This is a genomic window from Cellulomonas sp. C5510, assembly GCF_019797765.1.
In the GTDB taxonomy this organism is placed as follows: domain Bacteria; phylum Actinomycetota; class Actinomycetes; order Actinomycetales; family Cellulomonadaceae; genus Cellulomonas.
The window spans coordinates 698,338-713,555 of record NZ_CP081862.1 but is presented as its reverse complement, the minus strand read 5'-3'; the positions used below and the strand labels follow the sequence as shown (position 1 = coordinate 713,555).

Sequence of the window (15,218 nt, the reverse complement as noted above, 5' to 3'; positions counted from 1 at the left end):
GTGAGTGGTGGTGCTACTTGTTCCGGGCGAGGGCCACCGCGAGGACGATGATCACGCCCCTGATGACCTGCTGCTGGCTCGAGTCGAGGCCGGCGAGGATCAGGCCGTTGTTGATGAGGCCCATGAGCAGGGCGCCGAAGAGGGTGCCGACCACGGACCCGCGTCCGCCGGCCAGCGCGGTCCCGCCGAGGATCACGGCGGCGATGGCGGAGAGCTCGTCCCCGGCGCCCCACTGGAAGCGCCCGGACTGGAGCCGCCCGGCGTACAGGAGGCCGGCGAGGGAGGCGGCCATCGCGGAGAGCATCATCACGCGGAACGTGATGGCCCGGGTGTTGATCCCGGAGTACTCCGCGGCGGTGCGGTTGGCGCCGGTGGCGAGCACCTGGCGACCGAACCGCGCCTTCTTCAGGACGACGGCCCCGACGGCGACGACGACGGCGCTCCAGACGACCAGGCCCGGGAGGCGGCCGATGTTGCCGCTGCCGAAGACGGTGTTGAAGGTGCGGTCGAGGATGGGCTGCGGCGCCGACGCGGTGACCCACTGGGCGACGCCCGCGGCGATCCCGAGCATCGCGAGCGTCACGAGGAACGACGGGATGCGCAGGAACGCGACGAGCGAGCCGTTGACCGCGCCGACGACCACCCCGACCAGCAGCCCCGCGACGATGCCCGGCACGAGGCCCCAGGCGGCGATCGCCATGGCGGCGGTGATGGACGTGAGCCCGGCGATCGAGCCGACGGACAGGTCGATCTCGGCGCACGCGATCACGTACGTCATCCCGACGGCGATGATCGTGATGATGGCCGACTGCCGCAGGATGTTCAGCAGGTTGGTGGTCGACAGGAAGCCCTGGTCGCCGAGCAGGACGGCGAACACGAGGAACACCACCACGAAGCCGACGTAGATGACGTCGCGGCGCCAGTCGATGCGCGCGCCGGCGCTCCGCCACCACGGCGTCGCCGCGCGGGTGCCGGGCCGGTCGGGGGCCGTGGTGCTCATGCCGCGATCCCCTGGACGGCGAGCTCCAGCTCGACCTCGGTGGTGATGCGGTCGGCGTCGATGCTGTCGACGACCCGGCCGTCGCGCATGATGAGGAACCGGTCGCACATGGCGATCAGCTCCGGGTACTCCGACGAGATCACGATGATCCCCTTTCCGGTCCGCGCGAGCTCGCGCACGATGCGGACGATCTCGGTCTTGGTGCCGACGTCGACGCCGGCCGTGGGCTCGTCCATCACCAGGACCTCGGGGTCGGTCCCCAGCCACTTGGCGATGACGATCTTCTGCTGGTTGCCCCCGGACAGGAGGCGGGCGGGCCCGTCGGGGCGGGCCACCGCGATGGAGAGCTGCTCGATCAGCCGGTCGGACAGCGCGCGCACCTTGTCCCGGGCGATCAGGCCGTGCCGCCGCAGCCCGTCCAGCAGGGGCAGCGTGAGGTTCTCCCGCACGGAGTGGTCGAGCACCAGGCCCTGCAGACGCCGGTCCTCGGGGATGAGCGCGATCCCGGCGGCGATGGCGTCGGCAGCGGACCCGAGGCGCACCGGGCTGCCGTTGCGGTGCACCGAACCCCCGGTGACCGGGCTCATGCCGAACAGCGCCCGGGCCAGCTCGGTACGGCCCGACCCCATGAGGCCGGCGATCCCCACCACCTCGCCCGCCCGCACCTGGAACGTCGCCCCGTCGACGCCCGCCGCGTGGACCTCCCGGACGTCGAGCACGACCGGCCCCGGCTCGGTGTCCCGCACCGGCCCGGTGATCGCCGCGAGCTCTCTGCCCGCGATGCCGGCGACGATCTCCTGCGGCGTGATCTCGTCGAGCGCCGCGGTCACGAGGTTCCGGCCGTTGCGCAAGATCGTGATGCGGTCGGCGATCCGGTACACCTCGTCCATGCGGTGCGAGATGTAGACGATCGCGATCCCCTGCTCCTTGAGCCGGGCGACCAGCTCGAACAGGGCGTCGACCTCGTGCTTGGCGAGCGAGGCCGTCGGCTCGTCCATGATCAGCACCGTGGCGTCCTGGCCGAGCGCCTTCGCGATCTCGGTGAGCTGCCACTGGGCGGTCGAGAGCGAGCCCACCTCAGCCCCCGGGTCGATCGCGACGCCGATGCGGCCGAGCAGCTCGGCCGCGCGGGTCCGCATCGCGGCGTCGTCGATCAGCCCGGCGCGGGTGGGCTCCCCGTCGAGGAAGATGTTCTGCGCCACGGTCAGCGTGCTGATCAGCGAGAACTCCTGGAACACCATCCCGACTCCCGCGGCGCGGGCGGCCTGGATGCTGCGGGCCTCGAGCGGCTCGCCGAACACCTCGACGACCCCGGCGTCCCGCTGGTAGACGCCCTGCAGGATCTTCATGAGCGTGGACTTGCCGGCTCCGTTGCCGCCCGCCAGGGCGTGGACCTCTCCCGGGCGGACCTCGAAGTCGACGTCGTCCAGCACCGTCACGCCGTCGAACGCCTTGCGGATCCCGTGCATCCGGATGGCGAGCGGGGACTCGCTGGGCATGCGGCACCTCCTCGTGCGCAGTCGTGTCTGTGAAGTGGGGACCGGGGGGGTGGAGCAGCGGCTCCCGGTCCCGGCGGCGCCGCCGGCCGCGGGGTCGCCTCAGTCGGCGTAGGAGTCCGTGACCTCGGACGGCGGGTCCGCGTGGTACACCTGCTGCCACGCGTCGAGCACGTTGTCGTGCGTGACCGGCAGCGCGGACAGCGCGACGTACGGCGGGGCCGTCCTGCCGAGCAGCGCGCCCGCGGCCAGGTCGGCCTCGGTCACGCCCTGGTCGAAGGGCACCTGGGCGCCGAGGCCCACGACCATCTCGCCGCGCGCCAGCGCGATGGCGACGTTCGTCCCCAGGTCCTCCGTGGCGATCTTGAGGTCGGTGCGGCCGGCGGCACGCGCCGCGGCCATGACGCCCTCGGCGGGGACGTCCCAGACGGCCCAGATCCCGTCGAGGTCCGGGTACTGCGTCAGCCAGGCGTCCGCGACGGCCTGGGCGTCACCCGCGAAGTCGGGCCCGGCGATGCCGCGCTCGTCGACGACCTCGATGTCCGGGTACTGCTCCTCGATGGTGGTCTTGAAGCCCTCGTACCGCTGCTGCGTCACGAAGAAGTCGGCCTCGTGGTAGATCAGGCCGATCGTGCCGGAGCCGTTCAGCGCCTTCGCCATGAGGTGGGCGGACACGACGCCGTTGCCGTAGTTGTCGGCCGAGACCACCGAGACGTAGTCGGTCCCCGGCTCCAGGCCGTCCGGGACGTTGTCCATGAACACGAGCTTCACGCCGGCGTCCGCCGCGGCCTTGTACGCCGCCGCGGTGGCGACCGGGTCGGTCGGGATCGACACGATGATGTCCGGGTCGCGGGCCATGACGGTCTCGATGTCCGACACCTGCTGGCCGGGGTCGAAGTCGGCGTCCGTCACCGCGACGACCTCGATGCCGAGCTCCTCGAACCGCTCACGCAGCCCGGCGATCTGGGCGTTCGCCCAGTCGTTGCCGCCGTAGTGCATGACGATCGCGGCCGTCGCCCCCATCTCGCGGACCTGCGCGACCTCGTCGTCCGTGAGGGCGGCCTCCGATGCGGGCGCCGGGTCCTCACCGCGCGGTCCCTGTGCCAGGACCTGCCCCTCGAGCTCGGCCAGCGCCTCGTCGGCCTGGGTCGAGACCTCGGTGTTCTGCTCGGTGGTCGCGCCGCTCTCCGACGAGCACGCGGTCAGTGCCATGGCGGCGACCGCCAGTGGTGCCACCCAACGCAGCCTGCGCAACATCATCAATCTCCTTCGATCGGTGTGCGGTGGTGGTGCGGGGTCGGGACGCCTGTCACGGCTGCTCCCGAGTGCGGGGCGCCATCCTCGGCGGGTCACCCGACCCGAGGAGTGTGAACGTTCGCCCTGAGCGGGGTCAAGGGTTTGGGCGAACGTTCGCCTATCACGATTCGGTCTCGGTGCGCGGGGTGCGGTGCGGGCAGGACGTTCGACCCGGGCGGGAGGGGTCCCGGCGGAGGCGACAGGGCTTGCCGGGGGCGGCCGCGCGCTACTCCGGGCCCGGCGGTGCTGCGGCGGGGCGGGCGGGCGGCGGGGGTGCGGCCGGGCGGACGGACGTCAGCGCGCGGGCCGGGCGGGCGGAGGTCAGCGCGCGGGCCGGGCGGCGGACGCCCGGACGACCAGCGACGGCTCGGCCGGCGACGTGTCCACGTCCTGGCCCTCGATCAGCCCGAGCAGGATCTCCATGCAGCGCGACCCCACGGTCGCGAACGACTGGCGGACCGTCGTCAGCGGCGGGAACACCTGCGCGGCGAACTCGTTGTCGTCGAACCCGACCACCGAGACGTCCTGCGGCACCCGGACACCCGCCTCGTACAGCGCGCGCAGGAAGCCCAGCGCCATGAGGTCCGAGGCCACGAACACCGACGTCGGCAGGCCGGCGGCGACCATGCGGCGCCCGATCCGGTACGCGCTCTCGCCCGTCCAGTCCCCGTACTGCACGGCCGGCGCCGGCAGCGCGTGCGCGCGCAGCTCGGCCTGCCAGCCCCGCAGCCGCACCTGACCGTCCAGCCAGTCCTGGCTGCCGGCGAGGTGCGCGACCTCGCGGTGGCCGAGCTCCACCAGGTGCCGGGTGGCCAGCCGGGCGCCGAGCTCCTGGTCCTCGTAGAACACCGTGATGCCCTCGTGGCTCGTCTCCCCCGGCGACAGCAGCACGACCGGGAGCCCGGCGGTGACCTCCTGCGTCACGTGCGACAGGGACACCCGGGGGGCGATCACGACGACGCCCTCCACCCCGCGCTCGACGAACGCGCGGAAGATCGCCGCCACCTCCTGCGGGGACGGGTGGCTGGTCGTGGTGACGAGTGCCGTGTAGCCCGCGTCCCGGGCCGCGGACTCGACGGCGGCGAGCGTGCTGACCGGCCCGTACTTGGGCGAGGCGTCGGCGATGACACCGATCGTGTGCGAGCGGCTCGTCACCAGGGCGCGCGCCGCGTCGTTGCGGCGGTACCCGAGCTCCGCGATCACGGCGAGCACCCGGTCGCGCGTGGCCGTCGAGACCCGGCCGCCGTCGTTGATGACGCGCGACACCGTCTGGTACGAGACGCCGGCCTCCCGCGCCACGTCCTTCAAGGACGCCCGCCGACGCGTTCCTGGCACTGCGGCTCCTCGTCCCTCGCCCCCGGAGGGCGCTACCCCCCTGACAGAGCCCCAGGTTAGGGCCTCATGCGCCCCGGGCACCCGCGCTCACTCCCGCGTGCTCTCCAGGCTGTGCCACGTGTCGTACGCGACGGCGGCGGCCCGGTCGGTCTCGCCCGCGGCGCACAGCCGGATCAGCTCGTCGTGCTGCGCGACCGAGCGCCGGCCGGCCTCCGACTCGAACCGCAGCCGCTCCGCGCGCCGCACCGCGGGGGTGAACAGCTCCAGCACCCGCTCGAGCGCGCGGTTGCCGGCCACGTCGACCAGCACGCCGTGCAGCTCGCCGTCCGCGCGGAGCGCCGCGTCGACGTCCCCGGACTCGACCGCCGCGGCGAAGCGCACGTTGGCGTCCCGCATCTCCGCGACCTCCGCCTCCGTGAGCAGCGGCACCGCCTCGCGGACGGCCACCTCGTGCATCGCGGCGACCACGTCCCGGGCGTCGCGGACCTCGCGCGCGTCGAGCGGGCTGACGATCGTCGAGCGCCCCGGCTGGGCGAGCACGAGACCGCCCTGCGCGAGCCGCAGCAGCGCCTCGCGCACCGGCGTGCGGCTGACGCCGAGCCACGCCGCGATCTCCTGGTCCCGCAGCTGCTCCCCCGGCTCGAACGTCCCGTCGACGATCGCGTCGCGCAGCCGCAGGTAGACGTCGTCGCGCAGCAGGTGGCGGTCCACGCCGGGGGGTGTTGCCGGGACGGGCACGGGCGGGTCCTCTCGGATCGGTCGGGGGCTGGCTCTCGACAGAGCGTATCGCTGGATGCAATATATCGGATACCGCGTGCGTTACTCATCCCGACCGGAGCGGGACCCGCCCGCTCCGGATCACCGAGAGGACACTCCGATGACCGACACCACGCTCGACAGCACCGGCACCTCCACCCCCACCGTCGTGCTCGTGCACGGCGCGTTCGCCGACTCCTCCAGCTGGAACGACGTGATCGCCCGGCTGCGCCAGAACGGCTACCCCGTGCTCGCCGTCGCCAACCCCCTGCGCTCCCTGGACGGCGACGCCCGGTTCCTGCGCGACGTCCTGGACAGCATCGACGGCCCGATCGTCCTGGCCGGCCACTCCTACGGCGGCACCGTCATGAGCGAGGCCGCCGACGGCCACCCCGGCGTCCGGGCGCTCGTGTACGTCGCGAGCTTCCTGCTCGAGGAGGGCGAGAGCACCGGCGAGCTCGCCGGCCGCTACCCCGGCAACGAGCTCGGCGGCGCGCTGCGGCCCGTGCCCGTGCACACCCCCGACGGGCGCACCGTCGACGACCTCTACATCCAGCTCGACCAGTTCGGGCCCGTGTTCGCCGGCGACGTCCCGGCGGACGTCGCGTCCGTCATGGCCGTCACGCAGCGTCCGATCATCGGCGAGGCGCTCGCCGACAAGGCCACCAGGGCTGCCTGGAAGACGATCCCGTCGTGGACGCTCGTCACCCTCGCCGACCTGGCCGTCCCGGCGGAGGCGCAGCGGTTCATGGTGTCCCGGGCGTCGTCCCACGCGGTCGAGGTGGACGCGTCGCACGCGGTCACCGTGTCGCAGCCGGGCGTCGTGGCGGAGCTGATCGAGGAGGCGGCGCGGGCGACCGCGCGCTGAGCCCTCGCGCGCAGGGCGGCGCCCTCGGCCGCTCCGGCCCGGGTCAGTCCGGGGCGGGGCGGCCGGGGGCGTCGCCGGTGGGCGCGGCACCGAGCTTGCGCAGCATCACGGCCAGGGCCGTCAGCTCGTCGTCGTCGAGGACCGCGAACAGCTCGTCCGTCGCGCGCTCGTAGCTGGCGACCCACGCGCTCGCCAGGTCGGCGCCGTCGGGGGTGACGTGCAGCAGCACGGACCGCCGGTCGTCGGCGCTCGGCCGGCGCTCGAGCAGCCCGTCGCGGACGAGCCCGTCGACCAACGTCGAGGCCGTGCCCTGCGCGATGCCGACCGCGTGCGCGAGCTCGGTGAGGCGGACCGGCTGCGACCGGGCCACCTCGACCACCAGGCGGGACCGCGGCGTCGACACGCCGTGCTCGCCCAGCCGCTCATCCAGCCGGCGCACCAGCACCTTGGCCGTGCGGCTGAACTCGTCCGCCACCTCGGCGGCCGTCACCGTCGCTCTCCTGCGTGCCATCGGCACCGCCCCTCCCTTGACGAGTCGATCCTACGGCGGGTTACATAGATCACGATGTATTGATACCGAACTATTTGGTGTCGATGCGGTCCCGGGTGGTGCCGTCGCGCCCCCCGCAGCCCACGCACGTCGATCGGAGAGGACCAGCCATGAGGATCTTCGTCACCGGCGGCAGCGGCTTCGTCGGCAGCGCGCTCGTGCGCCGTCTCGTCGCCGAGGGCCACGAGGTCACCGCCCTCGCGCGGTCGGAATCCAGCGCCCAGCGGGTCCGCGCGGCCGGCGCCGTCGCGCTGCGCGGGGACCTCGCCGACCTGGCGGACGCGGCCGGCGCCGGGTGGCTCGCACACCTCGCCGACATCGACGCCGTCGTCCACACGGCCGCGCACATGGAGTTCTGGGGACCGGACGCCCTGTTCGAGCGCCTCAACCACGCGCCCACCGTCGCCCTGCACGCCGCCGCCGTCGCCGCCGCCGGGGTGCGCCGCTTCGTCCTCGTCAGCGCCGCCTCCGTCTCCACCGGCAGCCAGCGCAGCCCGGTCGTCGACGAGTCGACCCCCGAGGGCCGGCCGAACATCGCCTACAGCCGGGTCAAGCTGGCGACCGAACGCGCCCTTCTGGCCGCGCCGGCGGGGAGCACCGAGCTCGTGGTCCTGCGGCCGCCGTTCATCTGGGGACGCGGCATGGCGACGATCGACGGCTTCGTCGAGGCGGCGCGGACGGGTCGGTTCGCCTGGATCGACCACGGCCGCCACACCGTCGACATGGTCCACGTCGACAACCTCGTCACCGCCCTCGTCCTCGCGCTCACCCGCGGGCGACCCGGCGGCGTCTACCACGTGACCGACGGCGCGCCGATGCCGATCCGCGAGTTCCTGGTGCCGCTGCTGGCGACGCAGGGCATCGACGTGTCGGGGAGCCGCAGCGTCCCGCTCGCGGTGGCCGCGCCCCTTGCCGCCGCAGTGGACCGCGCGGCGCGGGTGCTGCGGCGGCGCACCGCTCCCCCGCTGACGAACTGGCTGGTGAGCTTCACGGGGCGCGACCGGGCATACGACATCACAGCCGCGCGGAGGGAGCTCGGGTACGTGCCGGGGGTGACGTTCGAGCAGGGGCTCGCGGGGATGGCGTCGGCGTGAGTCCTGGGCAGCGTCGCGACGGCCTATGGGTGGGGATCACCCGGAGCCGCAGCGGGACCAGGTTCAGGTGAGATGGGGTGGAGCGGTCAGCGCCGCAGAGGCCACCGAGACCAGCGCGCCGGGGCCGACGCACTCACCGCCACGTCAGGAGCCGGGCCCCACCCTCCGGCGCGCAGCGCTGCCACGGCTGCGACGACGGTGTCCTCGTACTGGCGCCGATCGAACACGAACGGCCCGAACCCCGCGTACGACCTCGCCCGGCGGTGCGGCTGGGAGAAGCTGGACCACGTCACCGTCTGGCCGGCGAGCCTCACTTCAGCCTCGAACGGCCAGCACCCCTCCTCACCGCACTCACACCCGAGAAGCCAGACCCGCTCACGCCGGGGCCACTGCCGTCTCGCGACGCCGAGGTAGTAGTCAGGGATGTCGCCGAACGCGACGAGCGTCGGCGCGACACCCGCGTAACCCCCGGCAGGCGTGAAGCCCTGGCTCTGTTCGAAGGCCTGCACCATGTCGGCCAGAGCCGTGCCGTCGACCGACGGGACCAGCGTCGCGAGGCCCTCCCACTCGTCCACGGCGAGATCCAGGACGTTGACCATGCCGGTGAGTCTTGCACCGCGAGATGCGGCGCGGGGCAGAGAAATGGGCCCATCTGCCAGGTCCGATGCTTCAGTCGCACGCCCGGGCCGGCAGTTCTAGCAAGATCTCGCTGAGTTCTCCCTGGTCTCCGTCCCCGATCCCCGCTGTGGCCTCGGCTCCGAGACCCTGACCTGATGGAACGCCCCTGTGCGCCTGGGCAGACACAGACTGCCGACACCCGCTTTAGGAGTTCGATCTTGGACTGGTCGCAACGCGCTGACCTGCGGAACTACATGCGGGTAGTTCGCGGAGTGACCCTGTTGCAGGCGTCGCACTGACCACAGGCTGACCACGCGTCCGCCATGGCTCACACGAACAGCCGCCCGTGCGGCGTGAACCGCTACCGGAACCGCGACTTTCGATCACAGTTAGCATGAGCTGCAGAGTGAGGGACGACCCACCCCGGCCCTTCCCTAAGCGTCGCTCACCTCCGTCTGCCCAATCCTGCCTTCAAGAACCGCATGCACCTCTGCTTCGAGCGCGACGTATCCTTGTTCACCCAGGGCGTTCATGAACGCTGTCGCCTCGGACTTGAGCCGCTCATCACCGGCAGCCATCGCACGGGCGATGATCAGCGGGACTGCGTTCCGTGTCAGTTCGAGCGCCGGCATGGTCGCATCACTCCTGGCAGCGATCAAAGCTCGCAAAGCGTCCAGTGCGCCCGCGGGGTCGGACTCAGAGGCCATCGCCAGATCCTTGCCAATCATGTAACGTTCTCTCGCGAGGTGCGGTTCGAGCTCCACCGCCTCCTTTAGGCGCGGCAACCACCAAGCTGGCGGGAACTTCCCGCACTTTACGGCCCAATAAAACTTGCTCAACTCCTGGGCGTCGGCCGGGCTGCGGCGGACATGCTGAAAACGCGTATCCCAAAGTTCCGCGAAACGATCGCGAATTTCGGGGTCCACCGAATCGGCATGGAAGAATCTCCACGCAACATGCCCCAACGCCCTGCCGCGCACGTCCGGACTAGTGTTGACGAAGAAGGAAGCAGCTACCGGGTCATCGATTGAGAAGTCGCCCCGGATGACTCCCTCAATGACCCAGTCCCCGATCCGCTCCAGTGGTCCAGAGGTGCTGCTGCTCCATCCCGGCTCGAGAGCGTCCCCGAGAGCAATCGCAGCGAGCATAGATTGCGAGAGCACCTTATAGAGCTCCGGGTGATAGTAGTGCACGGCCATTGCCGTTGTGAGCGCAACCTGCTGGCTCCTGGTGAGTTCAGTCTCGCCGAAGATAGCCGGAATCCTGGGATCGATCCACTCGGGATCGACATTAAGGAGTCGCCCAAGGCTCTCGCCGACCGCTGCGGCAGAGGCCGCCGGAGGATCATCCCTCTGCAGTTCGCGCTCTAAAGCCTCCCGGGCCCGCTCGTACCACGGTGCCCCCTTGCCGTGAGACAGGAGTTTCAAGAGTCCCCGCGTGCGGACGGGCCACCGCCAATTGATCGATAGGTTGAGCGGGTCCATCCCACTCTCTTTGCTACCCTCGATGTACTCTTCCCACGCCGCTTCATCATTAGCGGGACCGATCAGCAGGTCGGCATACGCGGTCAAGTACGGTTCTGGCACCTCTGGCTTTACTTTCGCACCAACGAGGCTCTCCAGTAAGTCAACGGCGACGTGTTTCGCGTGCCGATAGTCCGCTTCGTCATCCCAATCGCGGCGCCCCTCAACGGGAAACTCTGATTCATCGCTATGGTTGAGCACGTCGCGAATGACGGCGGCGACCTCGCCCCAGTTCAAATTCAAGCCAGCTCGCAAGGCGCCGTCCCAGCCTCGAAGCGCAGCGCTGACGTAGGTGGGTCGAAGGCGACCCAAGAGCGCACCTTCTCCGGAGAGCGCGAGCGGGTTCGTCGTGAGCAGGCCGGTCAGCTCCCTACCCTGGCCCTCGTGTGACGGCGCGGGACCGAACCGGTCGCCCCCGTCGTGCCAGCTTTCAAGATGAGCGACCAGTTCGTTCGGCGACATCACGGACATCTCATCCTGAGACATCGGGCTGGTGGGACCAACCCAGGTCGTGATCTTGGAAGTAGGAGCGAGCGGGTTGTCGATTACCCCAAAGCGAGAGTCCAGTTCGTCGAGCGCCTCGCGCAGTCCTGGACGCAGTGCCTGCCGACCGACCGCGGCGAGCCATCGGTGCTTCCAGCGGTCCACATAGTCAGCGACCCGGTCATCCAACGTCTCTGGTTCGGCCTCCGGGTCTCGGTTGAGCCTCTCCCGCAACTCGTCGAGCTCGACTCGAGGGCCGGCAGCCAGGAAGCCTTCGAGCGGCTCGAGTGCTTCGGGGGACCTGTTTGCGACCGCCCGGGCGAGTTCCCCGAACTCGATCCGGCAAGCGTCATTGCGAGTGTCCGCATCCCACATGAGGCCGCCGGCCGTCGCCAGCAGCGCGTCGACCTCCTCGGTGTTCAGTTCGGGAGCCTCGAGTGCTTTCGCAACCGCGAAGAGCGCGAGTTTGCGCCCGAGGGCCATGCCACTAGAGCAGAGCGCCGCAGTCACCTCTTGCGGGCGCCGTGCTACGGCAACGGCGGCGAGATCCCGCACGGCATCTATGAGGGCCTGTTCAACACCGCGGTGGCCGCTGATGTGGTCGGGATTCGCCGCGCGCACGGATTCGCGCGTCCAAGCTGTCATGTCGTAGGTGTCCGTCAGGTTGCCGTGCACACGCTCATATTCGATCAGCCACGGGAGCAGGACTGAGAGCCCATCGGTGCCCAGTGCATCGACGATCTTCGGCAGCCCGTCGACGTACCAAAAGTCGTCAAGCGCGGCTGCTGGCGCACCTTCCGGCGTATCAGCCTGGGGGCGGAACAACACGTTTGCAAGCCAGCGCCCGACCTCGACCTCTCCACCGCTCAACAGATTGGCTGCTAGGGCCGCCATTTCGCGAGGATCCGTGCGCCAACCAAATCCGCTGACCAGCCAAAACTTCAACAGCGGCTTGAGGCGCGCGGCTTGATCGGCAGGGATCACGGCGCCAATCGTGAAGACCGCCCTGCGTACCCACGAGTTCTTTGTTTCGCCCATTTGCAGGAGGGCGTCAACCACTTCCCGAGGCTTAGCCGGAGCGACTCGCTTCAGGTAGTCAATTTCCGGCCAGTACGCTTCATGGACGAGACCGTCTGGGGCCACGCTAGGCTCAGGCGGGCTTTTGAATAGGCCGAGAGCTGCCAAGGGCTCGAGCCAAAGCGGGTTGCGGAGCCGCTCGAAGAATACACGACGAAGTTGAGGCGTGCCTATCCGACGAACCGCCTCGGCAACCTCAGCTTCAGTGGGTGCGCGAAACTGACTCACTCGCCATTACCTCCTTCTTCCGCGTTCGCCGCTTGCAGCAGATCGTCGAGCGCGCGCACGTTATCAAAGAAGAGCGCGGTACGGATTTCAACGATGTCTTCGACGACCCTGATGTTGTCTCGCAACACCTCATCAGCCGGCAGTTGCCGCTCTGCGCCGGGGTTGCGGTCGAGATGCGCCCACTGAAGGAAGAACCGCTGCGTTCGCAACCATTGGCCAATGAGGGGATGGTTAGGATCGGAGCCATCGGTTAACAAGGCGGCGGCGTTGGAGCGATTTCGTCCTTTTTCCTGGACCGATGTTCGAATCAACTGATCGAGCAAAAGCGCAACGTCGCGTGGTATTGGGATGAGGTCTTGGTCGGCGCTCAGATCCAGTTCGCGATGTTTGCTAAGCAGGTCCGGAAGTCGCCCTTTCAGCGCTTCCGAATTCGGCGAAGGCCTCGGAATGAGGATGGTCGCCATCGCCTCAGGAAGCCCGTTCATGATCTCGCGCATCCCGTGGCAAATGAGGGAAACCCTGGCTTGCTCACATCCATCGCGGGGCGGTTCCGCCAGCGCGAGTACCACCGATGCATACATGCCCGCCAGAGCGGGGCTCCTTGCGGCCAACGCCTCCCAGACGCGAGCCTGGCGTTCGTCTAGCCCTACTTCCGTCGGCGCCACCCTCGCTCCTCCCTTCGCCGCAGGGCGCGCCTAGACTGCGCCAAGAGGCCGGGCGCTTGAACGCTGGCCGTCGCGGTGCTGGCCATGCCTGGTCGTCCATCATCATGGCAGTCCCGTGGGCGGCGGCGTAGCGGCCAGTGCTCTGACACGCAACGGCCGCGCCGAAGCTCGCAATGTCGCTCGCCAAGCCCTGGTTCCTAGTGCGTGGGCCCCGACCCCGGATGCCGACGCGGTGACGGTTCACGCCACGGACTCCGACCTCGCACTTCGCAGAAGTGCAAGAAGAGTCGCCGCCCGTCATCGCCTCGACGCCGCTCGGCGTCTCACCCAGGCCTCGAAGCGGCTCGCGTGCTCGCTAGGTGTCCATGGTGTTCTCGAAGGCACCTGCGAGCAGTCGGTCGAGCCCCGGCCCGGGCCCGTCTTCGGAGACGAGGAGGGCCTCGGCGCGTGCGAAGAACACTTCGTGGCTCGCTCGCTTCATGTCGCTGAGGCCGCCCGTACGAACCTGCTCGAGCATCGCCTCCTCCTCGAGCAATCGCGTGAGGGTGGTCCAGCCGTTGAGCTCGAGTTGGTGCCCCATGTCCATGGCGGCGGCCTCCGCCTCGGCCTGGCTATTGATCTCCCACCAGACGTCGGCACCGGCGGGTGCCCCGGTCGGGTGTAGCCGAGCCCCATAGAGGCCGAGTGAGCCGCCGACCGACCTGGGATAGCCGGCACCGAGCGCCTCCTTCATCCACTCGAGCCACGGCGCTGGAGCGACGAAGACGTTGATCACACAGCTCATCGACTCGCGAGTGTTCCACGACGACGACTGAACGTTGACGATCGCCCAGTCGCCCGACGGGCTGCACCTGCGCCACGTCGGTGCCGTGCCGCGGAACCCGTGGCTCCGCGCCGCCGGGCCCACATGCTCTCGAAGGGCGGCTCGTAGCGCTTCCTGCACTGTCATGGCTGGACCTTGCCACCAACCAAGCCTGGGGGATGGCCACTCCCGACATCGGACTGCCGGACGTCGGTCCAAGTCTCTCAGGTTGGTAGGTCCGCTGGCACACCTCTTCCTGAACGCCGTCGCGGCGGCAGGTGCGCATCTTCTTCCCACGTCCGCGCACCTGCAGGTAGCGACGGAGTCGCGAGGGGAGGTGGTGCCGGTGATGTCGATGCACAAGCTGACGGCTGGGGACGGCTACGCCTACCTGACCCGGCACGTCGCCGCGGGCGACGCCGGCCTCGACGCAAGGGCGTCGCTGACCGCGTACTACGAGCAGACCGGCAACCCGGCCGGGCGCTGGTACGGCGAAGGGCTCGCCGGTCTCGGCGACGTCACTCGGCGGCTCCGCCCGGGCGACGTCACCACCGAGGCGGCGATGACGGCCGTGTTCCGCGACGGCGTGGACCCGCTGACCGAGGACGCGCTCGGCCGGCCCTATAGCCGGTTCGATGACGGGAAGCGGCACGCGGTCGTCGGGTTCGACCTGACCTTCACCGCGCCCGAGTCCGTCTCCGTCCTTTGGGCGCTGGCCGATGGCGCGACGCGCGTCATCGTCTATGACGCGCACCGGGCGGCGCTCGCGTCATCGCTGGAGTTCGTCGAGCAGCGCGTCATCCGCACGCGCATCGGTGACGCGGGCCGTCATCAGGCCCGCACCCGCGGGATGGTCGCCGCGGCATTCGACCATTGGGACACCCGCGCGGGTGACCCGAACCTGCACACCCACGTCGTCATCGCCAACAAGGTGCAGGGTCCCGACGGTGCGTGGCGGAGCCTCGACGGGCGGACCGTGCATGCCGCCGCCGTCACCGTGTCCGAGCTGTATGACGCTCTGCTGGCGGACGAGCTGGCGCGGCGGGCGCCGGTGCAGTGGTCAATGCGCGACCGCGGCCCCCGACGCAACCCGGCGTTCGAGGTCGACGGGGATCGGCGATGCCCTGCTCGCGCACTTCTCGACCCGGGCGGAGGCGATCCACTGCGCCGAGCAGGAATGGCTCGCCCAGTTCGAGACCACGCACGGCCGGGCGCCGACGCGGGTGGAGACGACGCGGGCGCGCCAGCACCTGACCCGCACCACGCGGCCGCCGAAGACGGTCCGGCCGCTGACGGATCTGCTGGCGGACTGGGCGAACCGTGCCCGCACTCTCACCGGGCTCGAGCCGCGCGACCTGGCCGCCCGGGCACTGGCTGGCTCCTACGGGCGGGCGCTTCACACGCACGACGTCGGCCCGGAGGTCCGG

The 15,218-nt window shown here is 70.2% G+C and carries 12 protein-coding genes and 2 pseudogenes; 4 read left to right on the top strand and 10 right to left on the bottom strand.

Going from position 1 to position 15,218, the window contains the following annotated elements; all coding sequences use genetic code 11:
* Positions 1 to 13 precede the first annotated feature (13 nt).
* From K5O09_RS03280 to K5O09_RS03260, 5 genes are all read right to left on the bottom strand, one after another.
* Positions 14 to 1,000, bottom strand: coding sequence for an ABC transporter permease (locus K5O09_RS03280; protein WP_222171437.1), 987 nt, complete (start codon positions 998 to 1,000; stop codon positions 14 to 16).
* Positions 997 to 2,499: a sugar ABC transporter ATP-binding protein gene (locus K5O09_RS03275; RefSeq protein ID WP_255596040.1), complete on the bottom strand. Its 1,503-nt coding sequence runs from the start codon at positions 2,497 to 2,499 to the stop codon at positions 997 to 999. Before K5O09_RS03275 ends, K5O09_RS03280 begins: the two co-directional genes overlap by 4 nt.
* A 99-nt stretch (positions 2,500 to 2,598) precedes the next feature.
* A complete protein-coding gene (locus K5O09_RS03270) occupies positions 2,599 to 3,708 on the bottom strand; it encodes a substrate-binding domain-containing protein (RefSeq protein WP_255596039.1) in 1,110 nt (369 codons plus the stop codon).
* Positions 3,709 to 4,113: 405 nt separating this feature from the next.
* Positions 4,114 to 5,127, bottom strand: coding sequence for a LacI family DNA-binding transcriptional regulator (locus K5O09_RS03265; protein WP_222171435.1), 1,014 nt, complete (start codon positions 5,125 to 5,127; stop codon positions 4,114 to 4,116).
* An 87-nt stretch (positions 5,128 to 5,214) separates the two neighbouring features.
* Positions 5,215 to 5,865, bottom strand: a complete 651-nt coding sequence (locus K5O09_RS03260; RefSeq protein WP_222171434.1) for a GntR family transcriptional regulator — start codon at positions 5,863 to 5,865, stop codon at positions 5,215 to 5,217.
* A gap of 139 nt (positions 5,866 to 6,004) precedes the next feature.
* Between K5O09_RS03260 and K5O09_RS03255 the strand changes: the two genes are divergently transcribed.
* A complete protein-coding gene (locus tag K5O09_RS03255; RefSeq protein ID WP_222171433.1) occupies positions 6,005 to 6,751 on the top strand; it encodes an alpha/beta fold hydrolase in 747 nt (248 codons plus the stop codon).
* A 43-nt stretch (positions 6,752 to 6,794) separates the two neighbouring features.
* Here the strand turns inward: K5O09_RS03255 and K5O09_RS03250 are convergent, their stop codons facing one another.
* Complete coding sequence (locus K5O09_RS03250) at positions 6,795 to 7,262, bottom strand: MarR family winged helix-turn-helix transcriptional regulator (protein ID WP_222171432.1); 468 nt, start codon at positions 7,260 to 7,262, stop codon at positions 6,795 to 6,797.
* Positions 7,263 to 7,411: 149 nt separating this feature from the next.
* Between K5O09_RS03250 and K5O09_RS03245 the strand changes: the two genes are divergently transcribed.
* A complete protein-coding gene (locus tag K5O09_RS03245; RefSeq protein ID WP_222171431.1) occupies positions 7,412 to 8,395 on the top strand; it encodes an NAD(P)-dependent oxidoreductase in 984 nt (327 codons plus the stop codon).
* An 86-nt stretch (positions 8,396 to 8,481) separates the two neighbouring features.
* On the opposite strand, the gene K5O09_RS03240 is transcribed toward K5O09_RS03245, so the two are convergent.
* The 4 genes from K5O09_RS03240 to K5O09_RS03225 all read right to left on the bottom strand — a co-directional run bounded on the left by K5O09_RS03240 (position 8,482) and on the right by K5O09_RS03225 (position 13,938).
* Entirely contained in the window at positions 8,482 to 8,994 is a 513-nt protein-coding gene (locus tag K5O09_RS03240) for a hypothetical protein (RefSeq protein WP_222171430.1), read from the bottom strand.
* Positions 8,995 to 9,447: 453 nt separating this feature from the next.
* Complete coding sequence (locus tag K5O09_RS03235) at positions 9,448 to 12,078, bottom strand: hypothetical protein (RefSeq protein WP_222171429.1); 2,631 nt, start codon at positions 12,076 to 12,078, stop codon at positions 9,448 to 9,450.
* Positions 12,079 to 12,320: 242 nt separating this feature from the next.
* On the bottom strand, positions 12,321 to 12,989 hold the full coding sequence (locus K5O09_RS03230) for a hypothetical protein (RefSeq protein WP_222171428.1): 669 nt from the start codon (positions 12,987 to 12,989) through the stop codon (positions 12,321 to 12,323).
* A 355-nt stretch (positions 12,990 to 13,344) separates the two neighbouring features.
* Complete coding sequence (locus K5O09_RS03225; protein WP_222171427.1) at positions 13,345 to 13,938, bottom strand: DUF4304 domain-containing protein; 594 nt, start codon at positions 13,936 to 13,938, stop codon at positions 13,345 to 13,347.
* Here K5O09_RS03225 and mobF point away from each other — a divergent pair.
* Both mobF and K5O09_RS19080 read left to right on the top strand, forming a co-directional pair.
* Positions 13,937 to 14,842 (top strand): annotated as a pseudogene (gene mobF, locus K5O09_RS19085) (MobF family relaxase); the annotation flags it as partial. The gene K5O09_RS03225 and the pseudogene mobF overlap by 2 nt on opposite strands.
* Positions 14,772 to 15,062: pseudogene (locus tag K5O09_RS19080) on the top strand (hypothetical protein); the annotation flags it as partial. The pseudogenes mobF and K5O09_RS19080, both read left to right, overlap by 71 nt.
* Between the last annotated feature and the right edge of the window lie 156 nt (positions 15,063 to 15,218).